Genomic DNA, 11281 nt, shown 5'->3' on the forward strand with positions numbered 1-11281 from the left:
TCTGGATCCGCAAGGGCGTCGAAGCCCGCCGCACCCGCAGCCAGAGCCGCATCACCCGCCTGCAGGAGCTGCGCGCGAGCCGCGTCGCCCGCCGCGAGGTGCAGGGCAGCGTCAACATGGACGTCGCCTCGGGCCAGTCGAGCGGCAAGATCGTGGCCGAGCTCACCGAGGCCACCAAGTCCTTTGGCGAGAAGACCGTCATCCGCAACTTCAGCGGCACCATCCTGCGCGGCGACAAGGTCGGCCTGCTCGGTCCGAACGGCGCGGGCAAGACCACCCTGCTCAAGCTCATCCTCGGCGAACTCGAACCCGACAGCGGCAAGATCCGCCGCGGCACCAACCTGCAGGTCGCGTACTTCGACCAGATGCGCGACAAGCTCGACCTGGACGCCACGCTGGAAGACTTCATCAGCCCCGGCAGCGAATGGATCGAGATCGGCTCGCAGAAGAAGCACGTCAAGAGCTACCTCTCCGACTTCCTCTTCTCCCCCGCGCGCGCCAACTCCCCCGTGCGATCGCTCAGCGGCGGCGAGCGCAACCGCCTGCTGCTGGCCCGCCTGTTCGCCCGCCCCGCCAACGTGCTGGTGCTCGACGAGCCGACCAACGACCTGGACATCGACACCCTGGAGCTGCTCGAGAACCTGCTGCAGGACTACGACGGCACCGTCTTCCTCGTGAGCCACGACCGCACATTCCTGGACAACGTGGTCACCAGCACCATCGCCTTCGAGGGCGACGGCCGCTGGCGCGAGTACGAAGGCAGCGTGCAGGACTGGCTGATCCAATCCAAGCGCGCGCGCGAGATCGCCGAACAGCGCCTCGCAGCGGCACCGCCTGCTGCGCCCGCCCCCGCTCCGGTCGCCGAGGCCGCCCCCAAGGCGGCAACCCCTCCCCGCAAGAAGCTCTCTTATAAAGAGCAGCGCGAACTCGAAGCCCTCCCCGCCCAGATCGAAGCCCTCGAAGCCGAGCAGAAGCGCATCACCGAGATGCTCGAACTCGACGGCGGCGCCATCTACGCTTCCGACGCCTCGCGCGCCGTCGAGCTGAGCGAACGCCACGCCCGAATCGACGACGAACTGCTCGCCGCCCTCGAACGACAGGAAGAGCTGGGCGTCGCGCGCTGATCAAGTCGAGCGCCAAAGCCCCGCCTCGCGTCCGCCCGTCCGACGCATGGCGGGCGCCGACTAGGCTATATATGCGGCTACCCCAATCCCCCGGGAATCGCCGCATGCCTTCACCCTTCACGCACTTCGGCCGCCATGCCGTGCTCATCGCGGCATTGCTGCTGGGCGCCTGCGCCCAACTGCCGAAAGACGTCGACCGCCCCGTCTCGACCGCGCTCGCCTCGCCGAACGACACCGCATTCGGTGCGCTGGTCCGCCAGCGCCGCCAGGCCGACAAGGCTCGCTTCGAGTCGGGCTTCATGCTGCTGGGTGGACCGCCCGCGGCGTACGGCAGCCGGCTTGCGCTGATCGAAGGCGCGCAGAAGACGCTGGACCTGCAGTACTACGCCATCCACGCCGATGCGAGTACGGGCCGCCTCGTGCGAGGCCTCCGGGCGGCGGCCGAGCGCGGCGTGCGCGTTCGCATCCTGCTCGACGACTTCCACAGCACCGGCCGCGACGCGCTGGTGCTGGGCCTGGCCTTCATTCCCAACATAGAGATGCGCCTCTTCAACCCGCTCGCGGGTGCGCGCGATTCCACCTTCAGCCGGCTCATCAATTCGATCGGCGATGCCTCGCGTATCCAGCAGCGGATGCACAACAAGCTGTTCCTGGCCGACAACGTGCTCGGCGTCACCGGCGGGCGCAACCTCGGCGACGCCTACTTCGGCAATGCGACCACCGGCAACTTCGTCGATCTCGACGTGCTCGCGGCCGGCCCGATCGTGCAGGACCTCTCGCGCAGCTTCGACAGCTACTGGAACAACGAGCGCGCCTATCCCGTGCAGTCGCTGGTCTCGCGCGAGGAATTCCAGGAGATCCGCGAACGCGCGCGCAAGGCCGACAAGGAAATCACCGACGAAGCCGCAGCAGCCAGGAAGGACGATCCCGGCGCGCCCGAAAGCGCACCCAAGCCCGACGCACCGCCCACCGCCGCCCAACGCGCTCGCGCCTGGGACGAGAAACCGCTGGAGCTGCGCACCGCCACCTTCGTCTGGGCGCCGGCCGTGATGCTGGCCGACCAGCCCGGCAAGATCCCGGCCGACACCGGCCCCGGCGCGACGCGCGACCCGGGCCTCGTGGTGAGCCAGTCCGCCGACGCCGGGCGCGCCCCTCGCGCCTCGAATGCAGCGTCGCCGCCCTCGCGCCGCACCGCGTCGCTCGAAGCCGCATCGGACGCGGCCGCCAGCGGCGACACCGTGGTCGAAGGCCTGCTGCAGCTGATCGGCCAGGCGCGCTCCGAGCTCCTCATCATCTCGCCCTACTTCGTGCCCGGCCAGGACATGAAACAGGCCTTTGCCGCGGCACGTGCCCGCGGCGTGAAGATTCGCGTGCTGACCAATTCGCTGGCCTCGAACGACGCGCCGGTGGCGCACGTCGGCTACGCGCGGCACCGCGAAGAGCTGCTGAAGATGGGCGTCGAGCTCTACGAGCTGCGCAGCGAGCAGACCACCTTCGGCACGGTCTTCGGCTCCGGCTCCTCGGGCGGTGGCAGCAGTGCCACCGGCGAATCGCGCGCAATGCTGCACTCCAAGGTGCTGGTGATGGACGGGCGGCTGCTGGTCGTCGGCTCGATGAACCTCGACCTGCGCTCGCAACTTCAGAACACCGAGATCGCGCTGCTGATCCGCAGCGACGAACTCTCGCGCGTGGCCGGCGAGCAGATCGAGCGCGGCATGCGCGAGCGCTCCTGGCACGTCGAACAGGTCAACGGCGCGCTGATCTGGCACGCCCCCGAAGGCAGCGGCCTCGCGGACACGACCACCGAGCCCGACGCCAGCGCCACGCTGCGCCTGATGCTCAAGCTCTTCGGCCCGCTGGCGCCCGACCAGCTGCTCTAGCGGCCGATCAGGTCAGTGCTTGTGCTGGTGGGCTCCGCCAGCATCGGCGCCCTCCGGCGCGCCCACGGGCAGCGTCACGTCCAGCGCGGTCTTCACGCCCTTGGCGTCCTCGAACTTCAGGGTGAACGGCACGGTCGCGCCCTTCGCCAGCGCGCCCTTCAGGTCCATCATCATCACGTGATAGCCGCCGGGCTTGAGCTCGACGGTCTGGCCCGCGGGCAGGTCGAGCCCGCCCGCGAGTTCGCGCATCTTCATGGTGTCGCCTTCCATCTTCATCTCGTGCACCTCGGCCACGCCGGCCGCGGGCGTCGAGATGCCGACCAGCTTCGCGCCGGTGGGGGCGGTGAGCTTCATGAAGGCGCCCGTGCCGCTCTGGCCTGGCACCGATTGGCGCACCCAGCCGCCCTGCACATCGACCGTGGCCACGCCCTGCGCCACCACGTTGAGCCTCGCGGCCGGCGCCTTGAGCCCCGCGGTCGAATTGCCCGACGTCGGCACTTCGGCCCAATCGGCGACACCGACATCGCAGGTCTGCAGCACCTTGAACCACAGCGTGCCCGGCGTGCCCGGCACCTTGCCGCGCAGCACGAATTCGCTGCGCTCCTTGCCGGGCAGCGCGTCCTGCGGGGTCTCGGCGGTCCAGCGCACCTCGCCGTCGCCGGCGTTCTTCTGCACGTCGAGCTTCCAGCCCTTGCGGGCCTGGGCGTCGCTCAGCACGAAACCCTTGGGCAGGCGCACCGCCAGGCCCGTGGTGGCCGTGGCGCCTTCGCAGGCATGGCCGACGCGGAAGGCGGCGTTGTAGTCGCTGCCGACGGTGACGCCGCCCGGCGGCAGGGTGACGTGCGCGAGCGCGGCAGCCGCCCCACCCAGCAGGGCGCAGGCGGCGAGGGTCTTCTGGATCTTGAAGCGAGGGGTGTTCATGTCGTCGTGTCCTTGCAGATGAATGAAGGTGTCAAAGGTCGAACTTGAGTTCGGCCACGTAGGTGCGTTGCGGGTACGGGTGGAAGGCCCAGTACTTGTTGTTGTTCAGGTTGTCGATGCCAAAGGCCGCGCTCCACTGCCGGTCGATCCGGTAGCGGACGCGCGCATCCACCACGAAGAACTTCGAGAAGCCCATGTACGCGAAGCCGTTGGGGTCGCTGTTGTCCAGCGAGCCGTACTGCTTGCCGCTGTAGCGCATGCCGACGGTGTAGCTCCATTTGGCATCGGGCCGGTACGTGGCCAGCAGCGCGGCGCGCACCTTGGGCACGCGCGGCTGCTCCTGGCCGACGCTCGCGGGGAAGCCGCTGTTGGCGGTGATCTTCGAGTTCGTGAGCGTCAGGCTGCCGCCCAGGTCGAGCCCCTTCACGCCCACGTCGACCGCATTCAGCGCCACCTCCAGGCCGCGGGTGCGAATGGCATCGACGTTCTGCACCGTGCTCACCAGGTTGTTGAGCGCCTGGCTGTAGAGCGCGTCCTTCGTGTTCTCGAAGAACAGCGTGGTGCGCAGCATGCCGTCCAGACCCCAGCCCTTGAGGTCGCGCTCGGCGGTGAGCTCGGTGGTCCACGAGCGCTCGGGGCGCAGGTTCGGATTGGTGTTGACGATGCGGTTGCCGTCGATCGAGCCCTGGTAGAGCTCGCTCACCGTGGGCATGCGCACCGCGCGGCCGGTCGAAGCCTTGAAGAGCCAGTCGGGCGTGGCCTGCCAGGCGATGGCCGCCTTGGGTGAGTCGAAGCTGTTCTTGCGCGGCGCGAAATCAAGCAGCCGCGTCGCGTTGCCCAGTTGGCCGCCATAGGCCTCCCAGCGCTCATGGCGCAGGCCGAGCGTGGTCTTCCAGTCCTTCGCGAAGCGCCAGGTGTCCTGCACGTAGAGCGACTGCAGCCGGGTGTTGCCGTTGAAGGCCGAGAACGGCGTGACGGCCGGCCCGTTGATCCAGTCGAGCGTGTTGCCGACGCTGGTGCGCAGCCGTGCCGTGTCCTGCTGGAAGCCGAAGTCGACCACGTGCGCGCCCACGCCCTCGGCCGAGCCGGTGGGCCGCCAGGTGCCTGCCGCCTTGAAGGTGTTCCAGCCCGAGCCGCCCATGTCGGTGGTGCGCCCCGGACCTCCGTCGAAAGCGCCCGGCAGCGGCGTGGTTGGCGTGCGCGAGGTGTCGCTCGAATAGTCGAACAGGCTCGCCGCCACCTCCCAGTCGAACACACCGCCAGTGTGGCTCTTCACCGAGAGGCCGTGCATGTAATGCGTGAGCGCGGTCTCGGTCGGGGCCAGCGCGGCGCTGGGCGCGTCGAGGTTGTAGGTGCGCCCGGCGATGTTCACCCGCCCCGAATACACCGACCGCCCGAGCGCATCGCGCAGGTACGTGTCGACGCCGCCGTGCGTGGTGTTGTTCCAGGCGCCCAGCGTGTAGGTGGCGCGAATGGTGGGCGAGAAGTCGTAGGCCACCTTGAGCTTGGCCTGCTCCTGCGTGGTGTCGTAGATGGTGGAGCCGCCCACCAGCCACCACGGCTGGTTCGACGGGTTCAGCCCGAGCACCGCGCCGGTGACCGGCGTGCCCGCATTGCCCAGGGTGCCGGCGCTGAGCAGGCGGTTGCCGAACACCAGCGCCTGCCCCTTGCTGTGGGTGCGCGAGGCGCTGAGCCACCACGACCAGTCGCCGCTGCGGCTGCCCAGCGACAGGTCGAGCTGCTGGCCCGCGGGCGACGAATGGCTGTTGTACAGGTCGAAGTTCGAGGCGAAGCCGCTCAACTTGACGTGCGCCTCCAACTGCGTGGGCATGCGCGTCACGTAGTCGACGACAGCACCGACCGAGTTGCCCGGGTACACGGCCGAGAACGGCCCGTAGAGCACGTCGACCCGCTCGATTTCCTCGGGCGACACCATGCCCCAGCGCGGCGCGTAGGTGGCGCCGTTGCCCAGCGGGTTCGACAGCATGATGCCGTCCGCATAGACCATCGATCGCGCGCTGTTGCCCGTGCCCGAAGCGCGGGTGGCGAGCACCGCGTGGTTGAAGTCGCCGATGTAGCGCTTGCGCACGACCAGGCTCGGCAGGTACTTGAGGGCGTCCTCGGCATCGGTCGCATTGACGGTCTCGGCGATCTGCTCGTGCGTCACGCCCTCGATGGTGGTGGGAATCTGCGCCGGCAGCGAAGTCGGCCGGCCGCCGCTCACGGTGACCGTGCTCAAGGCCCGGCCGGTGCCGGCTTCAGGCGCATCGGCCGCCGGTTGCTGCTGCGCCCACAAGGGCGCGCTGAGGGGAAATGCCATGGCGATCGCCAGGGCGCGGGAATGCTTTTTCACTGGGAACCTGCTCCACGAACTTCAAGCCGGACAGGCCGCGGGCGCCATCGATCAGGCGCTGCGGCTCGGGTTTGGAAAGCTTCAGGAGAGGTTCGGGGGCCCGCGCGCCGGCAACGGCGCGGCGGTGGCCGCGGCAAGGCGCGCGGCGGGAATCGGCTGGACCACGCGGCCCAGCGGGAGGGGAATATCGAAAGAAACCACGGCCATGGCCGGCGGCGGTGCGCCGGTCAGCACGCACAGCGGGCAGTCCATGTGCGAGGCGCCCATTTCCTGCGCGCCGTCCTCGGTGTGCACCACCACCTTGATGGAGCCGGCGCTGGAGCACACCAGTTCCATGGCCTGCGGATGCACGATGGGCGAGGCCACCGCCACGCCCAGCGACAGCATGAACCACAGCAGCACCCAGCGGCCGATCTGGCCGAGGACGCGGGGGTGGGGGCGCTGCAGGTGCATGGCGGTCGCGATTATCTGCGCACTTTGCCCTTGGGAGCCGCTGCGGTCGCGCGGGGCGCCGCCTTGGCCGGAGCCTTGGCGCCCTTGGCCGCGGGGGCAGCCTTCGAAGATTTCGCCCCTTTCGCGGCCGGCGCGCCCTTCTGGGCTTTCTGCCCCTTCTGTCCTTTCACGGCCTTGCCGCCACGTGCAGCGCGCGGCGCCGGCTCGGGCGCCGACAGCGCCGGCATCGGCACCGCCGTCTGCGCCTGCGCGCTGGTGAGCACCGGCGTCACGGTGAAGCCGCGCGTCGCCATCAGCGCCGGCAGCCCCTGCGGGCCGATCATGTGCAGCGCACCGACGGCGGCGAACACGCCCTTGCCGCTCGCATGCATGCGCTCGATGCCGTCGGCCAGCCCCGGGTTGCGGTCGTCCAGCAGGCGCTTCATGAGCCGCTGCTCGGCGGGGGTGCGAAGGCAGTCGCACCAGTCGGCATAGCGGGTCAGTCTGTCGGCGTCGCTGCGCGCCCAGACATCGGCCAGCTCCTTCATCTGCCCGCGCAGCTTGCCCGACTCCAGCTCGTCGAGCGCGGCATCGACCTGCTCGGCTTCCTCCGCTTCGGAATCGCCGGTCAGCGCCTTCACCTGGTCGGCCGCGTTCTCGAGCGCGACGATCGGCTTGTTGGCATTGCGGGCGGACACCGCCATGGTCTCGTCGACGCCGAATTCCGGGTACAGCCCGTCGGCGCGCGCCACCAGGCCGGCCAGCGCCGACACCTGCAGGATGGGCTGCAGCTTCGCCGTGGCGCCGGGCGGCACGCAAGCGTCGGCGTTCTGGCGGTCGAGCCGGCGTGCGCGTTCGCCGCTGAGCATGCGCGAGAGCAGCGCCGGATCGGCCGGCTGGCCCATGACCCGGGCGGTGGCTTCGTCCCGCGCATCGATCTCCAGCGCGAGCGTGTCGCTCTGCGCCAGCGCCTTCTGCACGGTGGGGCCGGGCCGCACCCATTCGGCGCGGCCGATGTGGATGGTGCCGTAGAGCCAGGAGGTGCGCCCGTCGCGCTCGATGCGCCAGAGCAGGCCCCGGTCGACGCCGTTGCGCACGCCCGGGCCCAGCTTGGCGAGGCTGGCAATGGCCGAGGGCGGACAGTCGGCCGCCTGCGCCGCGAATGCGAACACGCAGAGGGCGCCCGCCAGGACCTGGCGCGCAAGGCGCACAGGTGCCGATAAATCAGTGGTGCGCCTGAGCGCAGAGAGGATCCGGCGTATCCGCAAGGCCTGCTCCATGATGAAAGAAAGTCCGGCATTCTCACAGCACCGCTGCCCATAATCCGAAACCATGCAGAGCATCTTCCACCTTGCCTTTCACGTGCGTGACCTCGACGGTGCGCGCCGCTTCTACGGCGACGTCCTCGGTTGCGCCGAAGGCCGCAGCACCGACACCTGGGTCGATTTCGATTTCTTCGGCCACCAGATCTCGCTCCACCTGGGCGAGCCCTTCGCCACCGCGCGCACCGGCCGCGTCGGCGACGTGATGGTCCCGATGCCGCACTTCGGCCTCGCGCTGGCCCTGCCCGACTGGCAGGCGCTGGCCGAACGGCTGGAAGCCGCGAACACCGATTTCGTGCTCGAACCCCAGGTGCGCTTCGAGGGCCAGCCGGGCGAGCAATGGACGATGTTCTTCTGCGACCCCTTCGGCAATCCGATCGAGGTCAAGGGCTTCCGTTCCCTCGACACCCTCTACGACAAGTAAAGCCCAGTGGGATATACCTTCGCATCGGCCACCGTGTTGCTGCTGCTGATCACCGATCCGCTGGGCAACATCCCGATCTTTGCCAATGCGCTCAAGGGCGTGGCGCCCGAGCGGCGCACCCGGGTGATCGTGCGCGAGGTGCTGATCGCCTTCGCGCTGCTGCTGGGCTTCATGTTCGTGGGCGACGGGTTCCTCCGAGTGATGGGGCTGTCGGGCCTCTCGCTGCAGATCGCGGGCGGCGTGGTGATGTTCCTGATCGCGCTGCGCATGATCTTTCCGCCGGAGCACGGCGCCGTGCCTGTCGCGGCACCTACCGAAGAACCGCTGATCGTGCCTCTGGCCGTGCCCGCGCTGGCCGGCCCCTCGGCACTGGCCACGGTGATGCTGCTGGTGTCGCAGGCGCCCGAGCGGCGCCTCGAATGGGTGGCCGCGCTCAGCGTCACCATGGCGGTGTGCGCCATCGTGCTGGTGCTGGCCGAGCGCATCCAGCGGCTGGTCGGCGAACGACTGGTGCTGGCCTTCGAGCGTCTGATGGGGCTGATCCTGGTGGCGGTGTCGGTCGAGATGATGATCCGCGGCGTCAAGCTCCTGGCTTCGGAAATGGGGAGGTAGCTGTCCACATGCCCTTCTTCGCGGAGCCCCATGTGGCAGCCCGGATCTTCCGGCTCACGCTGACCACCCTGATTCCGCTGCCGTTCCTCTTCGGCGCGAGCGCCGCCCAGGCGGTGCAGGTCTGCGAACTCAACGGCCAGAGCGTGAGCCCTTCCAACGGCAGCACCACGGCCGGCAAGACCGGCCTCATGCGCTGCAAGGACGGCACGAGCGGCGAACTCCAGCGCGAGCAGCAGGTGCAGAACGGCGTCTTCATGGGCCTGGTGCGCTTCTACGAAAAGGGCAAGCTCGCGCGCGAGCACACCATCAACGCCAAGGGCAACATGCAGGGCCGCGCCCGCGAGTTCTCGCCCGCCGGCCAGGTGCTGCGCGAGGCCGTCTACGACGACGGCCAGGAGCGCGGGCTGGTGCGCAGCTTCTACCCCGGCGGCCAGGTGCGGCGCGCCACCTTCTACCCCGACACCGGCACCGGCCCCGAGCGCGCTGTTGTCGAATTCACCGAGCGCGGCCAGATGTCGATGCTGCGCTGCGGCGGGGCACCGGTGCTGGCGCCGGTGGCCGACGACGCGAAGCTGTGCGGCTTCACGAGCGGCGGCCCATCGCAGGTCGACCTGTTCGATGCGCGTGGCACGCTGCGCTCGCGGGTGTCGTACCTTGCGGGCAAGCGCGTGCGCAGCCAGGAGTTCTACGACAACGGCAAGCCCTCGACGCTCGACGAGACCACCGGCAACCAGCGCATCGAGCGCAGCTTTTCATCGGAAGGCGTCAAGCGCCGCGAGACCGTGTGGTTGCTGGTCGAGCGCACCGCCATCCGGCAGCGCGAGCAGGAGTTCTCCGAAAAAGGCACCGTGGTGCGCGACCAGCGCTGGACGCCCGCAGGCGAGCCGCTGCGCGACGACAGCTTCTACCTGAACGGCCAGCCGCGCAGCAAGGCGGTGTACAGCGGCACCGGCACGGCGCGCGTGGTCGAGGTCACCGAGTTCTACGACAGCGGCCAGCGCGCCGCGCAGGGCCGCTATCTCGCGCCGGGCCGCAGCCGCCAGGTGCCCATCGGCACGCACCAGCGCTTCAACGAGAAGGGCACGCTGCTGGCCGAATCGCACTTCGATCCCAAGGGCCGGGTGACGCGCGAGCGCGCGTGGGACGAGAACGGCGACCTGCAGCGCGACGACGAGGTTTTCGAAGACGGCTCGCGCAAGGCCTTCACGCAATAGGCGAGGCCCGCGCGTCGAGCATCAGTCCAGCTTGATGCCAGCCTGCTTGATGATCGGACCCCAACGCTTCGACTCGGCACGCGACAGCGCCGCGAACTGTGCCGGCGTGCCGGGCATCGCCTCCATCCCGAAATCGTCGAAGCGCTTCTGCACCGCCGGCGTGCTGAAGGCCTTGTTCAGGTCGCCGTTGAGCTTGCTCACCACCGCGGGCGAGAGGCCCGCCGGGCCGAGGATGCCCTGGAACGCGAACACCTCGGTGTTGGGCACGCCCACTTCGGCCAGCGTCGGCACGTTGGGCAGCGGCTTGCTGCGCGCGCCCGAGCCGATGGCCAGCACGCGCACCTTGTTGCTCTGCATGATCGGCAGCCCCGAGGCGAGGTCGAGGAACATGCAGGGCACCTGCCCGCCCATCACGTCGGCCATCGCGGGTGCGGCGCCGCGGTACGGAATGTGGGTGATGAAGGTGCCGGTGCGCACCTTGAACATTTCCATCGCCAGGTGGTGCGGCGACCCGTTGCCGGGCGAGGCGTAGTTGACCTTGCCCGGGTTGGCCTTCACGTAGGCCAGGAACTCCTTGAAGTTCTTCGCCGGGAAGTCCGGATGCACCACCAGTGCCAACGGGAACTTGCCGATGGCGCCGATGTAGGTGAAGTCCTTTTCGGGGCTGAACGGCAGCTTGCTGAACAGGTGCTCGTTGAAGGCCAGCACCGCGTTGTCGGCCGAGAGGATCGTGTAGCCGTCGGGCTTGCTCTTGGCGACGATGTCGGCGCCGATGTTGGTCGAGGCGCCGGGGCGGTTGTCCACCACGATCTGCTGGCCCAGCGTCTGGCGCATGGCTTCGGCCAGCACGCGCGCGATGACGTCGGTGCCGCCGCCCGCCGGATACGGCACGACCCACTTGACGAGTTGCGCGGGGTACTCCTGCGCATGGGCGAAGGGCGAGGCCGCCACGGCGGCGCCGGATGCGAGCGTGGCGAGAAGGGTGCGGCGATCCATGGA

Annotated in this window: 10 protein-coding genes (1 of these 10 cut by a window edge); 5 read left to right on the plus strand and 5 right to left on the minus strand. The window is 69.3% G+C overall.

Annotation, left to right across the window (positions count from 1 at the left end; genetic code table 11):
- Positions 1-1124, plus strand: the 3' portion of a protein-coding gene (locus GNX71_RS30205) for an ATP-binding cassette domain-containing protein (protein WP_206175826.1). Its footprint begins 772 nt before the window's first position; the window shows 1124 of its 1896 coding nt (coding positions 773-1896); its start codon lies beyond the left edge, outside the window; the stop codon is at positions 1122-1124.
- Between the two features lie 104 nt (positions 1125-1228).
- The gene (locus GNX71_RS30210; RefSeq protein WP_206175827.1) at positions 1229-3004 is read left to right on the plus strand and encodes a phospholipase D family protein; all 1776 of its coding nucleotides are present in this window, start codon (positions 1229-1231) and stop codon (positions 3002-3004) included.
- Positions 3005-3016: 12 nt separating this feature from the next.
- On the opposite strand, the gene GNX71_RS30215 is transcribed toward GNX71_RS30210, so the two are convergent.
- From GNX71_RS30215 to GNX71_RS30230, 4 genes are all read right to left on the minus strand, one after another.
- Complete coding sequence (locus tag GNX71_RS30215) at positions 3017-3925, minus strand: copper chaperone PCu(A)C (protein WP_206175828.1); 909 nt, start codon at positions 3923-3925, stop codon at positions 3017-3019.
- A 31-nt stretch (positions 3926-3956) separates the two neighbouring features.
- Positions 3957-6245, minus strand: a complete 2289-nt coding sequence (locus GNX71_RS30220; RefSeq protein WP_206175829.1) for a TonB-dependent receptor — start codon at positions 6243-6245, stop codon at positions 3957-3959.
- Positions 6246-6359: 114 nt separating this feature from the next.
- The gene (locus GNX71_RS30225; protein WP_206175830.1) at positions 6360-6731 is read right to left on the minus strand and encodes a DUF2946 family protein; all 372 of its coding nucleotides are present in this window, start codon (positions 6729-6731) and stop codon (positions 6360-6362) included.
- A gap of 11 nt (positions 6732-6742) precedes the next feature.
- Positions 6743-7882, minus strand: coding sequence for a TraB/GumN family protein (locus GNX71_RS30230; RefSeq protein WP_241027092.1), 1140 nt, complete (start codon positions 7880-7882; stop codon positions 6743-6745).
- Between the two features lie 160 nt (positions 7883-8042).
- Here GNX71_RS30230 and GNX71_RS30235 point away from each other — a divergent pair, with 160 nt between their 5' ends.
- The 3 genes from GNX71_RS30235 to GNX71_RS30245 are packed head-to-tail and all read left to right on the plus strand — an operon-like array spanning position 8043 to position 10282.
- The gene (locus GNX71_RS30235; RefSeq protein WP_206175831.1) at positions 8043-8456 is read left to right on the plus strand and encodes a VOC family protein; all 414 of its coding nucleotides are present in this window, start codon (positions 8043-8045) and stop codon (positions 8454-8456) included.
- A 6-nt stretch (positions 8457-8462) separates the two neighbouring features.
- Entirely contained in the window at positions 8463-9068 is a 606-nt protein-coding gene (locus GNX71_RS30240; protein WP_206175832.1) for a MarC family protein, read from the plus strand.
- Positions 9069-9076: 8 nt separating this feature from the next.
- Entirely contained in the window at positions 9077-10282 is a 1206-nt protein-coding gene (locus tag GNX71_RS30245; protein ID WP_206175833.1) for a hypothetical protein, read from the plus strand.
- A 21-nt stretch (positions 10283-10303) separates the two neighbouring features.
- Here the strand turns inward: GNX71_RS30245 and GNX71_RS30250 are convergent, their stop codons facing one another.
- Positions 10304-11278: a tripartite tricarboxylate transporter substrate binding protein gene (locus tag GNX71_RS30250; RefSeq protein ID WP_206175834.1), complete on the minus strand. Its 975-nt coding sequence runs from the start codon at positions 11276-11278 to the stop codon at positions 10304-10306.
- Positions 11279-11281: the final 3 nt, after the last annotated feature.

Source organism: Variovorax sp. RKNM96 (genome assembly GCF_017161115.1).
In the GTDB taxonomy this organism is placed as follows: Bacteria; Pseudomonadota; Gammaproteobacteria; order Burkholderiales; family Burkholderiaceae_C; genus Variovorax.

Excerpts from the sequence above, each read along its gene's own strand:
- GNX71_RS30245 (WP_206175833.1), top strand. The coding sequence starts at position 9,077 with ATGCCCTTCTTCGCGGAGCCCCATGTGGCAGCCCGGATCTTCCGGCTC.
- GNX71_RS30220 (WP_206175829.1), bottom strand. The coding sequence starts at position 6,245 with ATGGCATTTCCCCTCAGCGCGCCCTTGTGGGCGCAGCAGCAACCGGCG.
- GNX71_RS30215 (WP_206175828.1), bottom strand. The coding sequence starts at position 3,925 with ATGAACACCCCTCGCTTCAAGATCCAGAAGACCCTCGCCGCCTGCGCC.
- GNX71_RS30235 (WP_206175831.1), top strand. The coding sequence starts at position 8,043 with ATGCAGAGCATCTTCCACCTTGCCTTTCACGTGCGTGACCTCGACGGT.
- GNX71_RS30225 (WP_206175830.1), bottom strand. The coding sequence starts at position 6,731 with ATGCACCTGCAGCGCCCCCACCCCCGCGTCCTCGGCCAGATCGGCCGC.
- GNX71_RS30250 (WP_206175834.1), bottom strand. The coding sequence starts at position 11,278 with ATGGATCGCCGCACCCTTCTCGCCACGCTCGCATCCGGCGCCGCCGTG.
- GNX71_RS30210 (WP_206175827.1), top strand. The coding sequence starts at position 1,229 with ATGCCTTCACCCTTCACGCACTTCGGCCGCCATGCCGTGCTCATCGCG.